The 22,228-nt window shown below is 71.3% G+C and carries 19 protein-coding genes; 11 read left to right on the top strand and 8 right to left on the bottom strand.

Annotation, left to right across the window (positions count from 1 at the left end; all coding sequences use genetic code 11):
* Positions 1–98 precede the first annotated feature (98 nt).
* Positions 99–752 carry a PepSY domain-containing protein gene (locus tag ACZ6TU_RS23800; RefSeq protein ID WP_467681246.1) on the top strand — a complete coding sequence of 218 codons (654 nt, stop codon included), beginning with the start codon at positions 99–101 and terminating at the stop codon, positions 750–752.
* Positions 753–1,138: 386 nt separating this feature from the next.
* Here the strand turns inward: ACZ6TU_RS23800 and meaB are convergent, their stop codons facing one another.
* Positions 1,139–2,104: a methylmalonyl Co-A mutase-associated GTPase MeaB gene (meaB, locus tag ACZ6TU_RS23805; protein WP_467681248.1), complete on the bottom strand. Its 966-nt coding sequence runs from the start codon at positions 2,102–2,104 to the stop codon at positions 1,139–1,141.
* Between the two features lie 40 nt (positions 2,105–2,144).
* Positions 2,145–3,368, bottom strand: a complete 1,224-nt coding sequence (locus ACZ6TU_RS23810) for an acetyl-CoA C-acetyltransferase (protein ID WP_469550832.1) — start codon at positions 3,366–3,368, stop codon at positions 2,145–2,147.
* Between the two features lie 148 nt (positions 3,369–3,516).
* Between ACZ6TU_RS23810 and mce the strand changes: the two genes are divergently transcribed.
* The 7 genes from mce (at position 3,517) to ACZ6TU_RS23845 (ending at position 13,389) form a co-directional block, all read left to right on the top strand.
* Positions 3,517–3,957, top strand: coding sequence for a methylmalonyl-CoA epimerase (gene mce / locus ACZ6TU_RS23815; protein ID WP_020276113.1), 441 nt, complete (start codon positions 3,517–3,519; stop codon positions 3,955–3,957).
* Between the two features lie 210 nt (positions 3,958–4,167).
* Positions 4,168–8,115: a polarized growth protein Scy gene (gene scy, locus ACZ6TU_RS23820; RefSeq protein WP_467681252.1), complete on the top strand. Its 3,948-nt coding sequence runs from the start codon at positions 4,168–4,170 to the stop codon at positions 8,113–8,115.
* Between the two features lie 183 nt (positions 8,116–8,298).
* A complete protein-coding gene (locus tag ACZ6TU_RS23825) occupies positions 8,299–9,234 on the top strand; it encodes a coiled-coil domain-containing protein (RefSeq protein ID WP_059417189.1) in 936 nt (311 codons plus the stop codon).
* Between the two features lie 86 nt (positions 9,235–9,320).
* Positions 9,321–10,280, top strand: a complete 960-nt coding sequence (locus tag ACZ6TU_RS23830) for an ABC transporter ATP-binding protein (protein WP_469550836.1) — start codon at positions 9,321–9,323, stop codon at positions 10,278–10,280.
* 2 nt (positions 10,281–10,282) lie between these two features.
* A complete protein-coding gene (locus ACZ6TU_RS23835) occupies positions 10,283–11,053 on the top strand; it encodes an ABC transporter permease (RefSeq protein ID WP_467681256.1) in 771 nt (256 codons plus the stop codon).
* A 132-nt stretch (positions 11,054–11,185) separates the two neighbouring features.
* Positions 11,186–12,523: an ABC transporter ATP-binding protein gene (locus ACZ6TU_RS23840; RefSeq protein WP_469550839.1), complete on the top strand. Its 1,338-nt coding sequence runs from the start codon at positions 11,186–11,188 to the stop codon at positions 12,521–12,523.
* The gene (locus ACZ6TU_RS23845) at positions 12,520–13,389 is read left to right on the top strand and encodes an ABC transporter permease (RefSeq protein WP_469550843.1); all 870 of its coding nucleotides are present in this window, start codon (positions 12,520–12,522) and stop codon (positions 13,387–13,389) included. The genes ACZ6TU_RS23840 and ACZ6TU_RS23845 overlap by 4 nt, the downstream gene beginning before the upstream one ends.
* Before the next feature lie 19 nt (positions 13,390–13,408).
* On the opposite strand, the gene ACZ6TU_RS23850 is transcribed toward ACZ6TU_RS23845, so the two are convergent.
* Positions 13,409–13,741, bottom strand: a complete 333-nt coding sequence (locus tag ACZ6TU_RS23850) for a hypothetical protein (RefSeq protein ID WP_010040110.1) — start codon at positions 13,739–13,741, stop codon at positions 13,409–13,411.
* 263 nt (positions 13,742–14,004) lie between these two features.
* Between ACZ6TU_RS23850 and ACZ6TU_RS23855 the strand changes: the two genes are divergently transcribed.
* Entirely contained in the window at positions 14,005–15,033 is a 1,029-nt protein-coding gene (locus ACZ6TU_RS23855) for an LLM class flavin-dependent oxidoreductase (RefSeq protein WP_184988170.1), read from the top strand.
* An 83-nt stretch (positions 15,034–15,116) separates the two neighbouring features.
* Here ACZ6TU_RS23855 and ACZ6TU_RS23860 read toward each other — a convergent pair whose 3' ends face one another.
* Positions 15,117–15,509 (bottom strand): SCO5389 family protein, encoded by a 393-nt coding sequence (locus ACZ6TU_RS23860; RefSeq protein WP_030246492.1) that lies wholly within the window; start codon positions 15,507–15,509, stop codon positions 15,117–15,119.
* A 256-nt stretch (positions 15,510–15,765) separates the two neighbouring features.
* Here ACZ6TU_RS23860 and nucS point away from each other — a divergent pair, with 256 nt between their 5' ends.
* The gene (gene nucS, locus ACZ6TU_RS23865) at positions 15,766–16,437 is read left to right on the top strand and encodes an endonuclease NucS (protein ID WP_356920081.1); all 672 of its coding nucleotides are present in this window, start codon (positions 15,766–15,768) and stop codon (positions 16,435–16,437) included.
* Positions 16,438–16,515: 78 nt separating this feature from the next.
* Here the strand turns inward: nucS and ACZ6TU_RS23870 are convergent, their stop codons facing one another.
* The 4 genes from ACZ6TU_RS23870 to ACZ6TU_RS23885 all read right to left on the bottom strand — a co-directional run bounded on the left by ACZ6TU_RS23870 (position 16,516) and on the right by ACZ6TU_RS23885 (position 21,362).
* Positions 16,516–19,005: an ATP-binding protein gene (locus ACZ6TU_RS23870; protein ID WP_467681265.1), complete on the bottom strand. Its 2,490-nt coding sequence runs from the start codon at positions 19,003–19,005 to the stop codon at positions 16,516–16,518.
* A gap of 267 nt (positions 19,006–19,272) precedes the next feature.
* Positions 19,273–19,596: an STAS domain-containing protein gene (locus tag ACZ6TU_RS23875; RefSeq protein WP_467681267.1), complete on the bottom strand. Its 324-nt coding sequence runs from the start codon at positions 19,594–19,596 to the stop codon at positions 19,273–19,275.
* 149 nt (positions 19,597–19,745) lie between these two features.
* The gene (locus tag ACZ6TU_RS23880; RefSeq protein ID WP_467681269.1) at positions 19,746–20,594 is read right to left on the bottom strand and encodes a 3-hydroxyacyl-CoA dehydrogenase family protein; all 849 of its coding nucleotides are present in this window, start codon (positions 20,592–20,594) and stop codon (positions 19,746–19,748) included.
* A 126-nt stretch (positions 20,595–20,720) separates the two neighbouring features.
* Positions 20,721–21,362, bottom strand: a complete 642-nt coding sequence (locus ACZ6TU_RS23885) for a TetR/AcrR family transcriptional regulator (protein WP_467681271.1) — start codon at positions 21,360–21,362, stop codon at positions 20,721–20,723.
* 79 nt (positions 21,363–21,441) lie between these two features.
* Between ACZ6TU_RS23885 and ACZ6TU_RS23890 the strand changes: the two genes are divergently transcribed.
* Positions 21,442–22,224: an ABC transporter ATP-binding protein gene (locus ACZ6TU_RS23890; RefSeq protein WP_469550852.1), complete on the top strand. Its 783-nt coding sequence runs from the start codon at positions 21,442–21,444 to the stop codon at positions 22,222–22,224.
* The last annotated feature ends 4 nt before the right edge of the window (positions 22,225–22,228 follow it).

Below are 22,228 nucleotides of genomic sequence, written 5' to 3' on the forward strand. Positions count from 1 at the left end.
CCAACCTGAAGATCCCTTCAGGGGTCTTCAGCTTCCTCTCAGCGTCGGTCAGCCAGATTGGAACACGTCGAAAACGAAACGACTCGGGAGGAATCCGCATGAAGCGCAACATCGTGATCGCCGCTGTGACCGCTGCCGCTCTGATCGGAGGCGGTACGGCCACGGCTCTCGCGACCACGGGAGACGATCAGGGCTCGGCGCGGCAGGCGGCGAACACCCGGCTGTCGGAGGACGACGGCCGCGACGACCAGGACGGCGCGGACGCGCAGGACGACCGCGACGACGACGCCGCGCGGGCGGCTTCCGCCGATGTGACGGCGTCCGAGGCCATCGCTTCCGCGCTGAAGCACACGCCTGGCACGGCCGTGTCCGCCGAGCTGGACGACGAGGACGACAGCGCCGAGGTGATCTGGAAGGTCGACGTCCTCTCCGGCGACAACAGCTGGCACAGCGTCCGTATCGACCCGTCCAACGGCAAGGTCCTCGGCTCGAACGCCGACGACGAGGACGACACGGCGCAGGTGCGGGCGGCCCTGAAGGGCTCTTCCGTGACGGCCGAGCAGGCCGCGAAGGCTGCCGCCGGCAAGGGCACGGTGACGTCCGTGGACCTGGACGAGGACGGCAAGAACAAGTCCTGGGAGGCCGAGACGCACAAGTCCGGCGGCGCCGAGCAGGACTGGAAGATCGACCTGGGCACGGGCAAGGTCACGGCGGACCGCGACCAGGACGACGACTCCGACGACCAGGACTGATCAAGTCCAGCCTCTTTCCTGCCGCCCCGGCGTCGCTGCTGACGCCGGGGCGTCGAGCTGCTCGGCGTTACCGCCCGGGCCGGGCGGGTCCGAAACCCGGCCCTCAGCCAAGCGGGAACGGCGGCCCGCAGCGGCGGCCTGCGGCAGCTGAGCGGGCCCGCACCCGCGCACGGCGAGAAGGGGACGTGTCGGGGAGTGTCCGCCCGCAGCGGTTGGCGCGTCAACGGACAGCCAGTCGGCGTCCGACCCCATCGCGCCGTTCCGAGGACGGACACCCCCCCGACACGGCCCCGACCCACCACCACCGCGAAGGCGCGACACAAACTCCCACCGAAGCCGCACAGGCCGCCGCAGGCACCCCGCCCAACCGCCGGAGGCAACCCGGCTCAGCCGCCGGAGGGACTCGTCAACCCGGCCACCAGTTCATCAGCCGCCCGATACGGATCCAGCTCCCCCGCAACGATCCGCTCCGCGAGCGCCCCGAGGCGCCGATCCCCGTGCAGGTCCCCGATCCGCTCCCGCAGGGCCGTCACCGCGATCGTCTCGACCTCCCGCGCCGCACGGGCCATGCGCCGCTCCGCGAGCACCCCCCGCTCCTCCATCCAGGCCCGATGCTTCTCCAGGGCCTCGACGACCTCGTCCATGCCCTCCCCGCGCGCGGCGACCGTCTTCACGATGGGCGGGCGCCAGTCCCCGGGGCCCCGGGCCTCCCCCAGCCCCAGCATGTGGTTCAGCTCGCGAGCCGTCGCATCCGCCCCGTCCCGGTCGGCCTTGTTCACGACGTACACGTCACCGATCTCCAGGATCCCGGCCTTGGCCGCCTGGATCCCGTCGCCCATCCCCGGCGCGAGCAGCACGACGGACGTGTCCGCCTGCGAGGCGATCTCCACCTCGGACTGCCCCACACCCACGGTCTCGACGAGGATCACGTCACACCCCGCCGCGTCCAGCACCCGGATGGCCTGCGGCGCGGCCCACGCGAGCCCGCCAAGATGCCCGCGCGTCGCCATGGAACGGATGTACACGCCCGGGTCCGACGCGTGATCGGACATCCGCACCCGGTCCCCGAGCAGCGCACCCCCGGAGAACGGGGACGACGGGTCGACGGCCAGCACGCCGACCCGCTTGCCCTGCTTGCGGTACGCGGTCACCAGCGCCGACGTCGACGTGGACTTGCCGACCCCGGGCGATCCGGTCAGCCCGACCACATACGCGTTGCCCGCCAACGGCGCGAGCGCCGCCATGACCTCCCTGAGCTGCGGGGACGCCCCCTCCACCAGGGAGATCAACCGGGCCACGGCCCGCGGCCGGCCCTCCCTGGCCTGGGCGACCAGCGTGGAGACGTCCTGCATCACAGCTCCGTTCAGATGAGGGAGGTCCAAAAACGGGCGCTCAGGCCTTCGGTACCCGCACGATCAGCGCGTCACCCTGACCACCGCCACCGCACAGCGCGGCCGCGCCCACGCCACCGCCGCGCCGCTTCAGCTCCAGCGCGAGGTGCAGGACGAGCCGCGCACCGGACATCCCGATCGGGTGACCCAGGGCGATGGCACCGCCATTGACATTCACCTTTTCGGGGGACATCCCGAGGTCCTTCATCGACTGCACGGCAACCGCCGCGAACGCCTCGTTGATCTCGATGAGGTCTAGGTCCGAGACCTCCAGACCCTCCTTCTTGAGCGCGTGCTGGATCGCGTTGGAGGGCTGGGACTGGAGCGAGTTGTCCGGCCCGGCCACGTTCCCGTGCGCCCCGATCTCGGCGATCCACTCCAGGCCGAGCTCCTGCGCCTTGGCCTTGCTCATCACCACGACGGCGGCGGCACCGTCGGAGATCTGCGACGCCGAACCGGCCGTGATCGTGCCGTCCTTGGCGAAGGCGGGACGCAGCTTCCCGAGGGACTCCGCGGTGGTGTCGCCCCGGATCCCCTCGTCCTTGCTGAACAGCACCGGGTCGCCCTTGCGCTGCGGGATCTCCACCGGCGTGATCTCGGCCTCGAACAGGCCGTTCTTCTGCGCGGCGGCGGCCCGCTGGTGCGACAGCGCGGCGATCTCGTCCTGCTCGGCGCGGCCGATGCCGAGGCGCGTGTTGTGCTTCTCCGTCGACTCGCCCATGGCGACGCCGTCGAAGGAGTCGGTCAGCCCGTCGTGGGCCATGGAGTCGAGCATCTCGACGGCGCCGTACTTGAAGCCCTCGCGGGACTTCGGCAGCAGGTGCGGGGCGTTGGTCATGGACTCCTGGCCGCCGGCGACGACCACGTCGAACTCACCCGCGCGGATCAGCTGGTCGGCGAGCGCGATGGCGTCGAGGCCCGACAGACACACCTTGTTGATGGTCAGCGCCGGCACGTTCATGGGGATACCCGCCTTGACGGCGGCCTGGCGCGCCGGGATCTGCCCCGCCCCGGCCTGGAGCACCTGCCCCATGATCACGTACTGCACCTGGTCGCCACCGATCCCCGCACGGTCGAGGGCGGCCTTGATCGCGAAGCCGCCGAGGTCGGCTCCGGAGAAGGACTTCAGCGAACCGAGCAACCGCCCCATCGGGGTACGGGCGCCCGCGACGATCACAGACGTGGAGCCGTTGGCCCCGGACGTTCCAGACGTTCCAGAAGACATGAGCTGCGATCCCCTTACCGGCTGCACAGCCGAGGAGTGAACGAGGGTTTACTTCGAATGTACTGACCGGTACGCCACCCCGTCATCGGGCTGTCGGTGTGATCGCGCGCACGTTGCGTAACCACCTCCGGAGCGCTGCACTGAATCCATGCTGACGCGAATCGACCACATCGGGATCGCCTGTTTCGACCTCGACAAGACCGTCGAGTTCTACCGTGCCACCTACGGTTTCGAGGTGTTCCACTCCGAGGTAAACGAGGAACAGGGCGTGCGCGAGGCCATGCTCAAGATCAACGATACGTCCGACGGCGGCGCCTCGTACCTCCAGCTCCTGGAGCCGACCCGCGAGGACTCCACCGTCGCGAAGTGGCTGGCGAAGAACGGGGAGGGCGTCCACCACATCGCTTTCGGCACGGCGGACGTGGACGCCGAGGCCGCGGACATCAAGGACAAGGGCGTACGTGTGCTCTACGAAGAGCCGCGACGCGGTTCCATGGGGTCACGGATCACCTTCCTGCACCCCAAGGACTGCCACGGCGTACTCACAGAACTGGTCACTTCGGCGCCCGTTGAGTCACCTGAGCACTGACCCTCGTACATAAGGGCCGGTAGGGTTGGGTGCGGTCGCCGCTCAATCCGCGGCGATCGCATTCCGGGGTCCGGGTTTCGGGGGACGAGCGTCGGGGCAGCAGCCCATGCTCCGCCGATGATCTGACACCATTCCCCGGGGGCCCCGTTCGGTGGATGGACGGAGCTCGTTTGGAGAGAGTTGCGACCAGGGGACGGATGGGACCGCGCAGTGCGGGGCTACGAGAGCCAGGAGCGAGAGCCGGCGGCTGACGTCGACCACCTCTCTCGGTTCGAAGCCGAGATGAAGCGGCTGAAGACCGAGCGGGAAAAGGCGATCCAGCACGCCGAGGACCTCGGCTACCAGGTCGAGGTGCTGCGCGCCAAGTTGCACGAGGCGCGGCGCACCATCATGTCCCGGCCCTCCTTCGATGGGGGCGATATCGGCTGGCAGGCGGAGCAGTTGCTGCGCAACGCGCAGATGCAGGCCGACCAGATCCGCGCGGACGCCGACCGCGAGCTGAGCGAGGCCCGGGCCCAGACCCAGCGGATCCTCCAGGAGCACGCCGAACAGGCGGCCCGGCTCCAGGCGGAGCTGCACCAGGAGGCGGTGACCCGGCGCCAGCAGCTCGACCAGGAGCTGGCCGAGCGCCGCCAGACCGTCGAGTCGCACGTCAACGAGAACGTGGCGTGGGCGGAGCAGCTGCGGGCCCGCACCGAGCAGCAGGCCCGTCGGCTGCTGGACGAGTCCCGCGCCGAGGCCGAGCAGTCCCTGACCACCGCCCGTGCGGAGGCCGAGCGGCTGACGACCGAGGCCCGGCAGCGGCTGACGAGCGCCGCCGAGGAGGCCCGGGCCGAGGCCGAGCAGATCCTGCGGCGTGCCCGCACGGACGCCGAGCGGCTGCTCAACGCCGCCTCGACCCAGGCCCAGGAGGCCACCGACCACGCCGAGCAGCTTCGGACGTCCACCGCCTCGGAGTCGGAGTCCGCGCGCCGCGAGGCCCAGGAGCTGAGCAAGGCCGCCGAGCAGCGGATGGCCGAGGCCGAGGAGGCGCTGCGCAAGGCGCAGGCCGAGTCGGAGAAGCTGGTCACCGAGGCCAAGGAGGCCGCCGCCAAGGCCCTGGCGAGCGCGGAGTCCGCGAACGAGACGCGCACGCGCACCGCCAAGGAGCAGGTCGCCCGGCTGGTCGAGGAGGCCACGAAGGAGGCCGAGAACACCAAGTCCGAGGCCGAGCAGCTCGTCGCGGACGCCCGCGCCGAGGCCGAGAAGATCGTCGCCGAGGCCTCCGAGAAGGCCCGCACGCTCACCGCCGAGGAGACCGCGACCCAGCTGTCCAAGGCGGCCAAGACCGCCGAGGACGTGCTCACCAAGGCGTCGGAGGACGCCAAGAAGACCACCAAGGCCGCGGCCGAGGAGGCCGAGCGGATCCGCAGGGAGGCCGAGGCCGAGGCGGACCGGCTGCGCGCCGAGGCGCACGACATCGCCGAGGAGCTCAAGGGCGCGGCGAAGGACGACACCAAGGAGTACCGCGCCAAGACGGTCGAGCTCCAGGAGGAGGCCCGCCGGCTGCGCGGCGAGGCCGAGCAGCTCCGGGCCGACGCGGTCGAGGAGGGCGAGAAGATCCGCGCCGAGGCCCGCAAGGAGGCCGTGGCGCAGATCGAGGAGGCGGCGGGGTCCGCCGAGGAGCTGCTCGCCAAGGCGAAGGCGGACGCGGACGAGCTGCGTACGACGGCCCAGACGGACAGCGAGAAGGTCCGCACGGAGGCCATCGAGCGGGCGACGACCCTGCGCCGGCAGGCCGAGGAGACCCTTCAGCGCACCCGGCAGGAGGCCGAGCGGCACCGCGAGGAGGTCGTCGAGCAGGCCGAGGCGCTCAAGGAGGACGCCGAGCGCGCGGCGCGCGAGCTGCACGAGGAGACCGAGCGGGCCATAGAGGCACGCCGCGCGGAGGCCGCCGAGGAGCTGACGCGGCTCCAGACGGAGGCCGAGGAGCGGCTGACAGCCGCCGAGCAGGCGCTGTCGGACGCCCGTGAGGAGGCCGCGCGGATCCGCCGCGAGGCCGCCGAGGAGAACGAGCGGCTGCGTGCCGAGGCCGCGGAGCGGATCCGTACGCTCCAGCAGCAGGCCGAGGCCGAAGCCGAACGGCTGCGCGACGAGGCCGTGTCCGACGCGTCGGCCGCGCGTGCCGAGGGCGAGGCCGTCGCCGTACGGCTGCGGTCTGAGGCCGCGAACGAGGCCGAGCGGCTGAAGTCGGAGGCGCAGGAGAGCGCCGACCGGGTGCGCGCGGAGGCGCAGGCCGCCGCCGAGCGGCTGGCCACGGAGGCGTCCGAGACGCTGGCCGCCGCCCAGGAGGAGGCCAACCGGCGCCGCCGCGAGGCCGAGGAAGTCCTCGGCTCCGCCCGGCAGGAGGCCGACCAGGAGCGCGAGCGGGCCCGCGAGCAGAGTGAGGAGCTGCTGGCCTCCGCGCGCAAGCGCGTGGAGGAGGCGCAGACCGAGGCCGTACGGCTGGTCGAGGAGGCCGACCGGCGCGCCACGGAGATGGTGTCGGCCGCCGAGCAGCACGCGCAGCAGGTCCGGGACTCCGTCGCGGGGCTGCACGAGCAGGCGCAGGAGGAGATCGCCGGGCTGCGCAGCGCCGCCGAGCACGCGGCGGACCGTACGCGGCGGGAGGCGCAGGAGGAAGCGGACCGGGTCCGTTCCGACGCCTACTCCGAGCGGGAGCGGGCGAGCGAGGACGCCGGCCGGCTGCGGCGCGAGGCGCACGAGGAGACCGAGGCCGCCAAGGCGCTCGCCGAGCGGACGATGTCCGAGGCGATCACGGAGGCGGAGCGGATCCGCGCGGACGTCGCCGAGCACGCCCAGCGCGTGCGCACGGAGGCGTCGGACGCCATCGCGGAGGCCGAGCAGAGCGCCTCGCGTACCCGGGCGGACGCCCGCGAGGACGCCAACCGCATCCGCTCCGACGCGGCGACACAGGCGGACACCCTCATCACCGAGGCGCGCAACGAGGCGGAGCGGCTCACGACCGAGACGGTCCAGGAGACCGACCGGCTGCGGATGGACACGGTCGCCGAGGCCGAACGGGTCCGCACGGAAGCCGTCTCCGAGGCCGAGCGCCTCCGTTCCGAGGCGGCCACGGAGGCCGAGCGGGTGCGGGCCGAGTCGGTCGCCCAGGCCGACCAGCTGGTCGGGGAGGCCACCGCCGAGGCGGAGCGGCTGCGGGCCGAGGCCGCCGAGACGGTCGGCTCGGCGCAGCAGCACGCCGAGCGGGTCCGCAGCGAGGCCCAGCGCGTCAAGGCCGACGCCGAGGCGGAGGTGGAACGGCTCGTCAGCTCCGCGCGCGAGGAGGCCGACCGCACGCTGGACGAGGCCCGCAAGGACGCCAACAAGCGACGCTCCGAGGCGGCCGAGCAGGTCGACAAGCTCATCTCGGAGACCACGGCGGAGGCCGACAAGCTGCTCACCGAGGCTCAGCAGCAGGCGCACAAGACCACCGCGGAGGCCGAGTCTCAGGCCGACACGATGGTGGGCGCGGCCCGCAAGGAGGCCGACCGGCTCGTTTCCGATGCGACGGTCGAGGGCAACGCGCTGGTGGAGAAGGCCCGTACGGACGCCGACGAGCTGCTGGTCGGCGCGCGCCGGGACGCCACGCAGATCAGGGAGCGTGCCGAGGAGCTGCGCGACCGCATCACGGCGGAGATCGAGGAGCTGCACGAGCGGGCCCGCCGGGAGTCGGCCGAGACGATGAAGTCGGCGGGCGACCGCTGCGACGCGCTCGTCAAGGCCGCGGAGGAGCAGCTCGCGAAGGCGCAGGCGAAGGCCAAGGAGATCGTCTCGGAGGCCAACTCCGAGGCGGGCAAGGTCCGTATCGCCGCGGTGAAGAAGGCCGAGGGCCTGCTCAAGGAGGCCGAGCAGAAGAAGGCCACGCTGGTCCGGGAGGCCGAGGAGCTCAAGGCCGAGGCCGTCCGCGAGGCCAAGCGCACGGTCGACGAGGGCAAGCGCGAGCTGGAGGTCCTGGTCCGCCGCCGCGAGGACATCAATGCCGAGATCTCCCGTGTCCAGGACGTCCTGGAGGCGTTGGAATCCTTCGAGGCCCCGTCCCCGGCCAAGGACAACGGAGTCAAGGCAGGCGCAACAGTCGGCGCACCCCGTTCGGGTGGCAAGTCCTCGGATAGCTAGCGAACCGGGGCGAAACCGGTGTGTGCTGGAGCCTTTGACCAAGTCTTTGGCAAGCAGTCCCGGGGTTAGCCACTCAAAAGGGGTCTCATTTTGCAGACCAAACGCGCATCCGCTCGATGACACACCGTTTCGGCCCCTAGGATTCCACCTATCACCTCACCGGTCTCATTCGACAGGAACCCCATGAGCGACACTTCCCCCTACGGCTTCGAGCTTGTGCGGCGTGGATACGACCGCGCTCAGGTGGACGAACGTATCTCCAAGCTCGTCTCCGACCGTGACAGCGCTCTCGCCCGCATCACCGCTCTGGAAAAGCGCATCGAAGAGCTCCACCTCGAGACGCAGAACGCCCAGGCCCAGATCAGCGACGCCGAGCCGTCGTACGCGGGTCTCGGCGCGCGCGTGGAGAAGATCCTCCGCCTCGCCGAGGAAGAGGCGAAGGACCTGCGCGAGGAGGCCCGGCGCGCGGCCGAGCAGCACCGCGAACTCGCCGAGTCGGCGGCCCAGCAGGTGCGCAACGACGCCGAGTCGTACTCGGCGGAGCGCAAGGCGAAGGCCGAGGACGAGGGCCTGCGGATCGTCGAGAAGGCCAAGAGTGACGCCGCCCAGCTGCGTTCCGAGGCGCAGAAGGACGCGCAGTCCAAGCGCGAGGAGGCGGACGCCCTCTTCGAGGAGACCCGCGCCAAGGCCGCGCAGGCCGCCGCCGACTTCGAGACGAACCTGGCCAAGCGCCGCGAGCAGTCCGAGCGTGACCTGGCCTCCCGTCAGGCCAAGGCCGAGAAGCGTCTCGCCGAGATCGAGCACCGCGCCGAGCAGCTCCGCCTGGAGGCGGAGAAGCTGCGCACGGACGCCGAGCGCCGCGCCCGCCAGACGGTGGAGACGGCCCAGCGCCAGGCCGAGGACATCGTGGCCGACGCCAACGCCAAGGCCGACCGCATCCGTTCGGAATCCGAGCGCGAGCTCGCGGCCCTCACCAACCGCCGCGACAGCATCAACGCCCAGCTGACGAACGTCCGCGAGATGCTCGCCACGCTCACGGGCGCCGCGGTGGCCGCCGCCGGCACGCCGGCCGAGGACGAGCCGATCTCCCGCGGGGTTCCGGCCCAGCAGTCCCGGTAACGACCCGGCGTACGGAGTCTGAATCTCCGCAAAGCCCTCTGCCGCTCGGGTGGCAGAGGGCTTTGTCCCGCTCTAGCGTGGCGGGCATGATTGAGCTCGAGGGGCTGACCAAGCGTTACGGCGAGAAGGTGGCGGTCAACAACCTGTCCTTCACCGTCAGACCGGGCATCGTCACCGGCTTCCTCGGGCCCAACGGCGCGGGCAAGTCCACGACCATGCGGATGATCCTGGGTCTCGACCACCCGACCGCCGGCGACGTCCGTATCGACGGCAAGCACTACCAGCAGCTCAAGGACCCGCTGACGTACATCGGCGCCCTGCTGGAGGCCAAGGCCTGGCACGGCGGGCGTACCGCCTACAACCATCTGCTGTGCCTCGCACAGAGCAACGGCATTCCGCGCGGCCGGGTGCGGGAGGTGCTGGAGACCGTCGGGCTGACGGCGGTCGCGAAGAAGAAGACCAAGGGCTTCTCGATGGGCATGGGGCAGCGGCTCGGCATCGCGGCCGCGCTGCTCGGCGATCCCCGGATCCTGATGTTCGACGAGCCGGTCAACGGCCTCGACCCCGAGGGCATCCACTGGATCCGCACCCTGATGAAGTCCCTGGCGGCGCAGGGCCGGACCGTGTTCGTCTCCTCCCATCTGATGAGCGAGATGGCCCTGACGGCCGATCACCTCGTCGTCATCGGGCAGGGGCGGCTGCTCGCGGACACCTCCATGGCCGACTTCATCGCGCGCAACTCACGGTCGTACGTCCGGGTCCGCAGCCCGCAGCGGGAACGGCTGCTCGATGTGCTGCACCAGGCCGGAACCGTGGCCGTCGAGAGCGGTGACGGGGTGCTGGAGGTGGACGGCGGCAAGGCCGAGCACGTCGGCGAGCTGGCGGCGCAGCACGGGATCACGCTGCACGAGCTGAGCCCGCAACAGGCGTCGCTCGAGGAGGCGTTCATGCGGCTGACCGCGGAGTCGGTGGAGTACCACGCACACAGCGAGACGAGCCCCCAGCCCTCGGGGCAGCAATGGGGCGACGGCGGGAAGAGGGGCTGAGCATGGCGACGACGCAGGTCGTACGGTCGGAGTGGACGAAGATTCGGTCGGTGGCGTCCACGGTGTGGACTCTCTCGCTGGTGGTGGTCGTGACGGTCGCCCTCGGCATGCTGATCTCGGCCCTGTCCAAGAGCGAGTTCGACTCCATGGGCGCGCAGGAACGGGCGGAGTTCGACCCGACGTTCATCAGCTTCGCGGGGATGAGCCTCGGGCAGCTCGCGATGATCGTGTTCGGTGTGCTGGTGGTGTCGAACGAATACAGCACCGGCATGATCCGCACCTCGCTGGCCGCCGTGCCGCAGCGCGGCTCCTTCCTGTTCAGCAAGATCGCGGTCGCCAGTGCGCTCGCCCTCCTGGTCGGGCTCGTCACCAGCTTCGCCGCCTTCTTCCTTGGGCAGGCGATGCTGGGTGGGCACCGGGCGGAGATCGGCGACCCGGGGGTGCTGCGGGCGGTGTTCGGCGGCGGCCTCTACATGGCGCTGATCGCGATGTTCTCCATGGGCGTCGCCGCGATGCTGCGCTCGCCGATGCTGTCGCTGGGCGTCCTGATGCCGTTCTTCTTCCTGATCTCCAACATCCTGGGCAATGTCGACGCGACGAAGAAGGTCGGCCGGTTTCTGCCCGACCAGGCCGGCAGCAAGATCATGCAGGTGGTCACGCCCATCGACGACGACACCCCGTACGGGCCGTGGGGCGGACTCGGGATCATGGGGCTGTGGGTGCTCGCGGCACTGGTCGGCGGGTACGTGCTGCTGAAGAAACGGGACGCCTAGGAGCGGCTGCCGGGGCGCGCCGCGCTCTACCTTTTACTTTCATTTGAGCGGAACCGTCAGCGCCTCGATATCCTCCTAACCCTTACGGGGGCGTGTGCCCCGCTGTCCTGAACCTTGCGATGGGTGCGGAGCATGATCGAAGCAGTCGGCCTGACGAAGCGCTACGGCGACAAGACCGCTGTGTACAACCTTTCCTTCCAGGTACGGCCGGGGGCCGTCACCGGCTTCCTCGGGCCGAACGGCTCGGGCAAGTCGACGACGATGCGGATGATCCTCGGCCTGGACAACCCGACGGCCGGGCACGTGACGATCAGCGGCTACCCGTACCGCAAGCTGCCCAACGCCCCCCGCCAGGTCGGTGCCCTGCTGGACGCCAAGGCCGTGCACGGCGGCCGGGCCGCCCGCAACCACCTGCTGTGCCTGGCCCAGCTGTCCGGCATCCCGGCCAAGCGGGTGGACGAGGTGCTCGGGGTCGTCGGCCTCCAGGACGTGGCCAGGAAGCGGTCCAAGGGCTTCTCCCTCGGCATGGGGCAGCGGCTCGGCATCGCCGCCGCGCTGCTCGGCGACCCGCAGGTTCTGCTGTTCGACGAGCCGGTCAACGGCCTCGACCCCGAGGGCATCCTCTGGGTGCGCAACCTGATGAAGGCACTCGCGGCGGAGGGCCGCACGGTCTTCGTCTCCTCCCACCTGATGAGCGAGATGGCGCTGACCGCCGACCACCTCATCGTCATCGGGCGCGGGCAGCTGCTCGCCGACATGAGTGTCACGGACTTCATCTCCGCGAACTCCGCGGACTTCGCGCGCGTCCGGACGCCCGACACCGAGCCGCAGCAGCGCGAGAAGCTTTCGGCCGCGCTCACCGAGTCGGGCGGGCACGTGCTGCCCGAGCAGGACGGCGCGCTGCGCGTGACCGGGCTGCCGCTCCCCCGCATCAGCGACATCGCGCACGACAACGACGTCCGGCTGTGGGAACTGTCGCCGCACCAGGCCTCGCTGGAGGAGGCGTACATGCGGATGACGCAGGGCGCCGTCGACTACCGCTCGACCATCGACCAGAAGGAAGGCCTGCAGCAGCCGCTGCCGCCCGGGGCACAGCCCCCGATGCCGGTCCCCGGCCAGGGCCAGCCCGGCTGGTACGCCCCGCCGCCGCCCCAGCAGGTCGGGCAGCCGTTCACGATGCCGCCGCAGGGCGCGCCGGGCCAGGCACCGGCGGGCCCGTACGGCGCACCTGGTGGCCCGGGAACGCCCGGGACCGCTCGGGTCTCCCCTGGCGTCCCTGGCGCCTCCGGCGCGGGAACGCCCAACCCGTACGCCCAGCCGGCGGGTCAGGCGCCTCAGGCCCCGGCAGCGCCTGCGGCGCAGGCGAGCGCCGCGCCCGCGCAGTCGGCTGCCCGGCCGGCCCCCCAGGCGCCCGCCGCACCGGCCTCCGCCCCGACCTCCGACCTGACCAAGCCCGAGGACCCCCGATGAGCAGCCCCCAGCCCCAGATGCCGCCGGCCGCACCCACCTGGGAGGCGGCGCCCGGTTCTTCGTACCCCGGCTACACCTCGCCGATCCCGGTCGTGCGGACGCACCTCGGGCATGCCATCGCCTCCGAGTGGACGAAGATCAGGTCGGTGCGCTCCACGATGTGGACGCTCGGCGTGTTCGTCCTGCTCGTCATCGGCATCGGCACGCTGACCGGCGTCGTGGTGGCGAACTCCGACCCGGCCCTGTCCGGCGACAGCCCGCTCGGCCTGGGCTTCTTCGGGCTGCTGCTCGGCAGCATGTGCATCATCACGCTGGGCGTGCTGACCACGGCCTCGGAGTACGGCACGGGCATGGTCCGCACCACGATGGTCGCGTGCCCGAGCCGGGGCCGGGTGCTCGCGGCCAAGGGCATCGTGTTCTTCCTGGTCGCGTTCGTGGTGACGCTGGTGTCCGCGTCCCTCGTCGCCTTCCTGCACGTGGCGATGCTGGAGGGCGACGGCGTCAAGTCCCCCTCCGGCGGGGAGTGGCTGAAGGCCACGGTCGGCATGTCGGCCTACATCGCGCTGCTGGGCCTGCTCTCGCTCGCCGTCGGCTCGGTCATCCGGCACTCGGCGGGCGCCATCACCATCATGATCGGCGCCGTGCTCGCCCCGCTGGTGATCGCGCTGTTCATGTTCTCGGAATCGCTGTCGGCCGTCCGCGACGTCCTGCTCGAGTACTCGATCCCGAACCAGCTCAGCGTCTTCTACTCCGTCTCCCTCAGCCAGTCCGGCCCGTCCGGCTGGGACCCGCTGTGGATCATCCTCGGCGCGACGGCCGTCGCCTTCGCCGCCGCCTTCGCGCTGCTGGAGAAGCGGGACGTGTAGTCACAGGCCGTGAACAGGCCTAGAACCTCGGCGCGTTACGGGACCGCCGCACCCCTGGGGTGCGGCGGTCCCGCGCGTTCCAGCAGGCCTTGTGCCAGTGCCGGCGGTCATCGACGCCCGTGTGCTCGGACCAGGCCACCACGTGCGGCACCCCGTCCGGGATCATCTGGTCGCAGCCGGGGCAACGGTACGACTTGCCCTGCGCGCTCGCGCCGGCCACGTGCCGCACGCTCCAGTTCTCGCCCTGCCAGTTCTCCGAGGACTGCCAGCCGCCGTAGCGGCCGGGGCGGTCGTCCTCGGCGCTCCGGCCGGACGAAGCGGCGCCCTTGGGTCGGTTGCGACGCGGGGACACGGGACACCTCTCGGGGCTATACAGGACACGTGGCGCGTCCAGCCTACGCGGCGCGGACGGGGGTACACGTACGCCATCCAATCGCCACAAGCCCCTCGCCGGGCCAGGCGCGCCCCCGCCGGGGCCTCTCCCCGGACCCCGCGCGGAACGCCTCATTCTGCAGACAATCCGCAAAATACCCCGACCGGCCGTGTCCTCGGCACGTGTCGGACGGTTATGCCCTTTGGGGAGCTCCGTGTCGGAGCCAAGGAAGCAGGAAAGCAATGCGCGTTGGAAGTTTCGTGTTGGCGGCCCAGTTCCCCGGTCAGGGCGAGGGAGAGGCGCTGCACCGCGCGGTCCGCTCGGCCGAGGTCGCCGAGGAGGCCGGGCTCGACACGGTCTGGCTGGCCGAGCACCACTTCGTGCCGTACGGCACGTGCCCGTCGGCCGTCACCCTGGCCGCCTTACTGCTCGGCCGCACCCGCCGCATCCGGGTCGGTACGGCGGTCAGCGTCCTGCCCACCACCCACCCCGTGACCCTCGGCGAACAGGCCGCGCTGCTGCACCACACGAGCGGCGGCCGTTTCACGCTCGGCGTCGGGCGCGGCGGCCCGTGGGTCGACCTGGAGGTGTTCGGCGCGGGCCTGGAGGCCTACGAGAAGGGGTTCCCCGAGTCCCTGGACGTCCTGGTGCGCTGGCTGCGCGACGCGTCGGTGGCGGCCGCCGGGGAGCGCTTCCGCTTCCGCGAAGTCCCGGTCGTTCCCCGGCCGTCGGAGGCCCTGACCGAGATCGAGGGACCCGAGCTCGTCGTCGCCTGCACGTCACCGGCGAGTGTGCGGCTGGCGGCCGAGCGCGGTCTGTCGATGCTGCTCGGGATGCATGTCGGGGACGAGGAGAAGGCCGAGATGGTCGCTCTCTGGCGGCAGCACGCGCGTGCCTGCGGCCGGCCGGCCGAGGAGATCCTGGGCGCGTCCCATGTGTCGGCGGGCGTCTGCCAGATCGCGGACCGGCGGGTCGACGCGGCGGAGACGCTGATCAAGGCGATGCCGGGCTGGCTGAAGCAGGGCCTGGAGGCGCATGTCACGGTCGACGGGCGCACGCGCCGGATGCGCGACCCGCTGGCGTACACCGAACTGCTCTGCGGGCTGCACCCGGTGGGCACACCGCGGCTGTGCGCCGACCGGCTGGCGGCGACCAGCGAGCGGACCGGCATCTCCCGCTTCGCCCTGCTCGTCGAGGGCTCCGGGGACCTGGCGGCGACGGAGGAGAACGTACGGCGACTGGGGGCCGAGGTGCTCCCCCAACTCGCCTGAAAGCGCGGCGGGTTCCTGGGGCTTGCCGCTCCGGTACAAAGCTGCACCTCCCGCGTACGGAGCGGCAAGCAGGTGGCGCCGCGTCAGCAGTCCCGGAACTCGGGTGACTGGTTGAGCACCTGGCTGCGGACCGACGTGAAGCGGCCCAGCTTCTCGTCCACCGAGGAGTCAAGCGGGAACACCGCCACCCGGTGGCAGTTCTGGAAGGCCAGCCGCACACCGAAGTGCCGTTGCAGCGCGCCGCGTATCGCGTCACTCGCAAGTGCACGCAGCAACTGACCGCGTGCCTGCTCGTCCGGCGGAGGCGTCTGGTTGTCGGCGAACGCACCGCCGTCCACCTTCAGCTGGGCCACCAGGGAGCTGATCATCTCCCACGCATAGGGCAGGGAGGTCCGGACGCAGTCGACGAATTCCGCTTCGTCGACCTCGCCTCGCTCGGCCTGTTCGAGTAGGGCCGGTGAGACGTCGAGCGACATGAGTTCTCCTCTCGCACCCCCGCCCGGCGGGCAGGGGTTGCCGGACAGATAAGGGAGTTCGCGATACCGGACACGCTGCGTACACACATCGCGACCTCCCGTTCATACCGTAAGCAACCGACGGTGACGGCACCAGGAGAATGCGCAGACGAGGCACTCACAATGACCACACCCTGCACACAATCGGCCAATACCGAACACGTGTTTTCCAGGGCGAATCGCGTCGACAGGTGCCTGTCGAGTAGCGTTGCCGACCATGCGTCTCGTCATTGCCCGCTGCTCCGTGGACTACGCCGGGCGGCTCACCGCCCACCTTCCCTCGGCCCCGCGCCTGATCCTGGTGAAGGCGGACGGCAGCGTCTCGATCCACGCCGACGACCGGGCCTACAAGCCCCTGAACTGGATGTCGCCGCCCTGCACGCTGAAGGAGGGCACCGGCGAGGATGAGGGCGTATGGACCGTCATCAACAAGGCGGGCGAGAAGCTCATCATCACGATGGAGGAAGTCCTCCACGACTCCTCGCACGAACTCGGCGTCGATCCCGGCCTGATCAAGGACGGCGTGGAAGCACACCTCCAGGAGTTGCTCGCCGACCGCATCGAGACACTCGGCGACGGCTACACCCTCATCCGCCGCGAGTACCCGACGGCCATCGGGCCCGTCGACATCCTGTGCCGGGACGCCGACGGCAAGACCGTCGCGGTGGAGATCAAGCGGCGCGGTGAGATCGACGGCGTGGAGCAGCTGACGCGCTATCTGGAGCTGCTGAACCGCGATCCCCATCTCGCCCCGGTCCGCGGCGTCTTCGCCGCGCAGGAGATCAAGCCCCAGGCCCGCGTCCTCGCGACGGATCGCGGCATCGGCTGCCAGGTCCTCGACTACGACGCGCTGCGGGGCATCGAGGACGACAAGCTGCGGCTGTTCTGACACACCTACGACGACTACGACGAGGGCCGGGTCCGGCGAACGGACCCGGCCCCGCTGTGTGTACGAGTGCCGGATGTGTCAGATCACCGACTCCGAGCTGCTCGGCGTCCCTTCACTGCTCTGCGGCGCGCTCGCGGTGGCGCTCGGCGCCGGGCCGCTGGCCGAGTCGGAGGTGGACGGCGACGACGCCGGCGGGTCGGACGTCGGCGGCTGCGAGGTCGGCGGCTCGGACGTGGGCGGTTGCGAGGTCGGCGGCTTCGAGGTCGTGGGCGGCTTCGACGTCGTGGGCGGCTTGGACGTCGTGGGCGGCTTGGACGTGGCCGGCGGCTTCGAGGTCGTGGGCGGCCTCGACGTCGCCCCGGGGTCGCTGGGGTCCGGGGAACCGCTGGGACCGCCCGTCGGCGTCGGATCGTCCGAGGTGCCCGGCGTGCCGTCCGGGCCGGGGCCGGTCGGGCGGCTCGTCGCCGCGCCCGTGTCGCCGTCGCCGTCGTTCGCCGGCCGGTCGGCGCCCAGGCTGCCGTCGTCGACGCCCTGGCTGGCCGAGGGGTTGACGCCGACCTGTTCGGACGGCGGGTTCTTCTCGTTGTCGGACGTGGCGCCGAGGGTCACCACCGTGCCGAGCACGGCGACGAGCAGGGCACCGGCGCCCGCGGCCACGAGGTTGCGCCGGGCCGGGCCCTTGAGGCCACCCCGGACCTTGTGGGAGGGCCCGGGCGAGCTGTGGTGGGTGACCACGGCCGGCGAGAGCGGCTGCTGGAGGGGCGGGAAGGCCGCCGGAACACCACCGGCCGGGGATGCCGACTCCTCGTACCGGGCGTCGGGGACCTCCTCACCCGCGGTCGGCCCGAGGCCGATCGGGGTGCCCGAGCGGTCGGCGACCAGGGCGAGGGCACGGCGGCCGGCGACGGTGCCGCGCTTGTCGGAGAGGGCGCCGCGCAGGCCGATGGAGGCCTCCAGTTCGGCGCGGGCCCGGTCGAGCTGTCCACCGCACAGGGCGAGGATGCCGAGCTCGTGGTGGAAGTAGGCCTCTTCGGCGACGTCCCCGGCGAGCCGGGCGGCCTCGGCGCCGGTACGCAGGACGCGTTCCCACGCGCTCCAGTGCAGTCCGGCGGCGAACGCGGGTGCGGCGGTGCGCGCCAGGTGCACGGCCGGGCTCTCCTCGCCCTCCGCGGGCGGGCTGGTGAGCGGCCCGAGCACGGCCAGGGCGGCGAGGAGCGCGTCGGCCTCGGCGCACACGCGCTCCGGGGTGACCGAGGGGTGCCCGGCCCACCAGGAGTAATGCTGGGCGGCGCTGCGGGCGCCGGCCTCGGCCTCGTCGGCGTATCCGGCGGCCTCCAGCTGGGTCAGGACACCGGCGGCGAGCCGGTAGCGGGAGCCGACCGGGGAGACCAGGCCGCAGGCGGCCAGTTCGCCGAGCGCGGCGTCCGCGTGGGTGTCGCCGACCAGGGCGGGCAGATGTGCCTGGTGCGGCACCTCGCCGCCGAGGGCGACGGCGAACCGCAGGGTGGCGCGCGCGGAGGCGCTCAGCCGGGAGGCGAGCAGCGGCGCGGGGGCGGCGGCCTCGCCGAGCGAGGGCAGCGGTACGTCGTCGCCGTCGGCGGCCTCGTAGGCGTCGGCCGGGGGCGCGTCCTCGAAGACGCCGAACTCGTCGACGGCACTCGTCCCGGCGCGCAGCCGGTCTCGCTGCCGCAGCAGGGCTCCGGCCTGGACGAAGCGCAGCGGCAGGCCCTCGGACTCGAACCAGAGGTCGCCCGCCCAGTTGGACTCCTCCTCGGTGAGGGGCCGGCCGACGGCGTGTTCCAGCAGGTCGAGCCCGGCAGCGCGCTCCAGGCCGCCGAGGAAGACCTCCTCGACGGCGGCGGCGGAGGGCGTCGGCACGTCCGGGGTGGCACCGAGCAGGAAGGCGCACTCGGGGGTCGCCTCCAGCAGCTCGTCGAGCCCGGCGCCGCCGAACTCGAGGTCGTCGAGAACGACGACCGCGCCGATCTCACGGACGTAGGTGAGCAGTTCTTCCCGGTCCGGGCGGTGCAGGGGGGCGTTGTAGACCGCGTGGAAGAGGTCGTACAGCAGATCGCCGGAGGTGCGGCCGAAGCCGTCCAGGCGGACCACGCCGTCGGGGGCGAGGTCGGAGCAGTCCTCGGAGACGAGGTCGAGGAGGCGGGTGCGGCCGCAGCCGGCGGGACCGGTGAGGCGGACCGAGCGGCCGCGGGCGAGCAGGCGCACCAGTCGCTCGCGTTCGTCCTGGCGGGCCAGCAGCGGCAGGCTGGGCTGCGCGGGGCCGGGCGGGACGGGGGGCCGGGCCGCGCGCCCGGCCTCGGCGCGCTCCGCGGTGCTGAGCTTCACGGGCCGGGCGGGCCGTTCGGCCGGCGGGCAGGCCTCTATCTCGCTGCCGTCGACAGGGTTGACGGTCAGCAGGAAATCGCCGGAGACCAACTGCACGGTGCGGGCGAGCGCGGGCGCGTGCTGGCTGAAGTCGGGTGTGAGGGATTCCCTGGGCGGGCGCTGGCGCGGCGACTGACTGTCGCCGTCGTGGCCGTACTCCTCGGGTCCCCGGTTGTTCGGGTCCATAGGTCAAAGCCCCCCAAAAGCGTGTGTGTGCTCTGAAAAGCCCCTCCCGGCCTTGCTGCACACCGCGCTGTCGCTTCTGGTCCGGGCCCGCTAGAAGGGTGTCAAGGCAGCGGGCAGCCGAACCCTAAACCTTCGCACAGTATCTACGACAGTCCGGGGTACCGCGCCGTCCAAGACGTCACGGTCTCGTGAGGATTGTGCGCGTCGCACGATTCGACAACGTCCGTCCGGGTCTCCCCGGTCTCCCGGTTCACACCCGCACAGTCGTCACACGCGAGGCAATGTCTCCACCCCGATGCCCCCCTCGATCGCCAGGATCCGATGCAGGCGGGTGGCCACCAGCAGGCGCTGCATCTGCGGCGGCACGCCGCGCAGGACCAGGCGCCGGCCGCAGCGGCCGGCCCGCCGGTGAGCTCCCATGATCACACCGAGTCCGGTGGCGTCCCAGGAGTCCAGTTCGGACAGGTCGAGCACCAGGTCGCCGACACCGGTGTCGACGGCCGAGTGCAGGACCGTACGGGCGTCCGCCGCGCTCCGGACGTCGAGGCGGCCCCCGACGACCAGCTCGGCGTGGTCGCCCCTGATGTGCATATGCGCTCCCCGTGCGTGCGTCTCGTGCTCCGCGTTCTGATGCCGGTGATGCAACCTCTGACTGCGTGAGGGGGGCAGAGGTTGCTTCTTGTAAGCGAACCGATACCGAATTCACCCGGGGGTGTGATGCTCCCGGGGCATGTGCGGTTTCAGTGCTTGTAGAAGCCCTGCCCGCTCTTGCGTCCGATGTCACCGGCGTCAACCATCCGGCGCATCGACTCGGGAGCCGCGAACTTCTCGTCCTGGGATTCGGTGTAGATGTTGCTCGTGGCGTGCAGCAGGATGTCGACGCCCGTCAGGTCCGCCGTCGCCAGCGGGCCCATGGCGTGACCGAAGCCCAGCTTGCAGGCCAGGTCGATGTCCTCGGCGGTCGCCACGCCCGACTCCTGCAGCTTCGCGGCCTCGACGACCAGGGCGCAGATGAGGCGGGTCGTCACGAAGCCGGCGACGTCGCGGTTGACGACGATGCAGGTCTTGCCGACCGACTCCGCGAACTCGCGGGCTGTGGCGAGGGTTTCGTCACTCGTCTTGTAGCCGCGGACCAGTTCGCACAGCTGCATCATCGGCACCGGCGAGAAGAAGTGCGTGCCGACGACCCGCTCGGGGCGCTCCGTCGCCGCCGCGATCTTGGTGATCGGGATGGCGGAGGTGTTGGAGGCGAGGATGGCCTCGTCCTTCACGATCTTGTCGAGCGCGCGGAAGATCTCGTGCTTGACCTCGAGCTTCTCGAAGACGGCCTCGACGACGACGTCCGCGTCGGCCGCGGCGTCCAGGTCGGTGGTCGCGGTGATCCGGGCGAGGGCGGCGTCGGCGTCGTGCGCCTCCAGCTTGCCCTTGGCGACGAACTTGTCGTACGAGGCCTTGATGCCGTCGGTGCCCCGCTTCAGCGCCTCGTCGGTGACGTCGCGCAGGACCACGTCCCAGCCCGCCTGTGCGGAGACCTGGGCGATGCCGGATCCCATGAGGCCGGCTCCGATGACGGCGAGCTTCCGTGCCACTGTGCGACTCCCCTGACGCGCTGTTTATGTCTGCCTCTCGGGCGGACACTAGCGCCCGTGAGGGCCTGTGTGACCAGTAAGTAATGCGCGTCACGTCTCACATGACGGACATCACACCGGCAGGGGTCATCCCGCGCCTCGGACGGCGTAGTTGAGCACCTTCTCGCTCAACAGCTCCTCGATGTCGTCGAGGAGGACGAGCATCTCCCGTGACACTTCGTCCGGGTTGCGCCCCTTGGTCATCTCGCGGCCGATCGCGACGAAGACTGTGCCGTGGACCCAGCAGATCTGACCGGCGATCAGCCTGGGCAGCGGGTCGGCGTCACCGGCATCCGTCTCCTCGCGGAGGGTCGCCTCCAGGTTGTTCTGGACCTCCTGCTGGATGCTCCACAGCCGGGAGCGCAGCGGCGGCGCCTCCTCGATGCAGCGCATGAAACGGTCGTAGCCCTCTACGAGGCCCATCCGGGGCGAGACGGCCTCGATCTCGGCGCGCAGCTCTCGCAGCACCGCCCGGGCGGCCGACTCCCCCGCGTCCCGGCCGCGCACCCAGCGGGAGAGCCGGTCGACGACGCCCTGGGAGCGGTCGAAGAAGAGGTCCTCCTTGGCCGGGAAGTAGTTGTAGACGGTGTTCACGGAGACGTCGGCCGCCTCCGCCACGTCCGCGATCGTCACGGTCACGAACCCGTGCTCCAGGAACAGCCCGGTGGCGATGTCCGAGATGCGCTGCCTGGTCTCGCGCTTCTTCCGCTCCCTGAGCCCCTCTGCCATGTCCGAATCCTAGCTTCCCTGGTGACCCTCAAAACTTGGGGTCATTGCAAAATTTAAGAGTCTCTGTTTTTCTGTGGGCATGGCAATCATCAGTACGGCCGGACTGGCCCGTACCTTCCGGACCAAGCGCGGCCCCGTGGACGCCGTGCGCGGCATCGACCTGACCGTCCGCGAGGGCGAGATCCTCGGCTTCCTCGGTCCGAACGGGGCCGGCAAGACGACCACCCTGCGGATGCTGACGACCCTGCTGGAACCGACCGGCGGCGCCGCCACCGTCGCGGGCTGCGACCTGGCGACGGACCCGGCCGGGGTGCGGCGGGCCTGCGGTTACGTGGCGCAGTCCGGCGGGGTCGACCCGCAGATCAGCGTGCGGGAGGAGCTGGTCACCCAGGGACGTCTGTACCGGCTGACGAAGACGCGGGCCGCCGAGCGCGCCGGGGAACTGGCCCGCGACCTGGGCCTCACCGAGTTCCTCGACCGCAAGTGCGCGGCGCTCTCCGGCGGGCAGCGACGCCGCCTGGACATCGCGATGGCGCTCACCCACCGCCCGAAGGTGCTGTTCCTCGACGAGCCGACGACCGGTCTCGACCCCGGCAGCCGGGCCGACCTGTGGGATCTGGTGCGCCGGCTGCGCGACGAGCACGGCACGACCGTCTTCCTGACCACGCACTACCTCGACGAGGCCGACGCCCTCTCCGACCGGCTGGTCGTCGTCGATCACGGGACGGTCGTCGCCGAGGGCACCCCGAGCGCGCTGAAGCTCCGGTACGGCGGCTCGCTCGACGCCTCGCTCCAGGACACCTTCCTCGCCATCACCGGCCGCAGCGCCGCGCCGGCCGACCAGGCTCCCGTCGCCGTCTAGGACA

The sequence above is a fragment of the Streptomyces sp. NPDC052064 genome, assembly GCF_055585925.1.

Coding starts and splice junctions, on each gene's coding strand:
- ACZ6TU_RS23800 (WP_467681246.1), top strand. CDS start 99: ATGAAGCGCAACATCGTGATCGCCGCTGTGACCGCTGCCGCTCTGATC.
- meaB (WP_467681248.1), bottom strand. CDS start 2,104: ATGCAGGACGTCTCCACGCTGGTCGCCCAGGCCAGGGAGGGCCGGCCG.
- ACZ6TU_RS23810 (WP_469550832.1), bottom strand. CDS start 3,368: ATGTCTTCTGGAACGTCTGGAACGTCCGGGGCCAACGGCTCCACGTCT.
- mce (WP_020276113.1), top strand. CDS start 3,517: ATGCTGACGCGAATCGACCACATCGGGATCGCCTGTTTCGACCTCGAC.
- ACZ6TU_RS23825 (WP_059417189.1), top strand. CDS start 8,299: ATGAGCGACACTTCCCCCTACGGCTTCGAGCTTGTGCGGCGTGGATAC.
- ACZ6TU_RS23830 (WP_469550836.1), top strand. CDS start 9,321: ATGATTGAGCTCGAGGGGCTGACCAAGCGTTACGGCGAGAAGGTGGCG.
- ACZ6TU_RS23835 (WP_467681256.1), top strand. CDS start 10,283: ATGGCGACGACGCAGGTCGTACGGTCGGAGTGGACGAAGATTCGGTCG.
- ACZ6TU_RS23840 (WP_469550839.1), top strand. CDS start 11,186: ATGATCGAAGCAGTCGGCCTGACGAAGCGCTACGGCGACAAGACCGCT.
- ACZ6TU_RS23845 (WP_469550843.1), top strand. CDS start 12,520: ATGAGCAGCCCCCAGCCCCAGATGCCGCCGGCCGCACCCACCTGGGAG.
- ACZ6TU_RS23855 (WP_184988170.1), top strand. CDS start 14,005: ATGCGCGTTGGAAGTTTCGTGTTGGCGGCCCAGTTCCCCGGTCAGGGC.
- ACZ6TU_RS23860 (WP_030246492.1), bottom strand. CDS start 15,509: ATGTCGCTCGACGTCTCACCGGCCCTACTCGAACAGGCCGAGCGAGGC.
- nucS (WP_356920081.1), top strand. CDS start 15,766: ATGCGTCTCGTCATTGCCCGCTGCTCCGTGGACTACGCCGGGCGGCTC.
- ACZ6TU_RS23870 (WP_467681265.1), bottom strand. CDS start 19,005: ATGGACCCGAACAACCGGGGACCCGAGGAGTACGGCCACGACGGCGAC.
- ACZ6TU_RS23875 (WP_467681267.1), bottom strand. CDS start 19,596: ATGCACATCAGGGGCGACCACGCCGAGCTGGTCGTCGGGGGCCGCCTC.
- ACZ6TU_RS23885 (WP_467681271.1), bottom strand. CDS start 21,362: ATGGCAGAGGGGCTCAGGGAGCGGAAGAAGCGCGAGACCAGGCAGCGC.
- ACZ6TU_RS23890 (WP_469550852.1), top strand. CDS start 21,442: ATGGCAATCATCAGTACGGCCGGACTGGCCCGTACCTTCCGGACCAAG.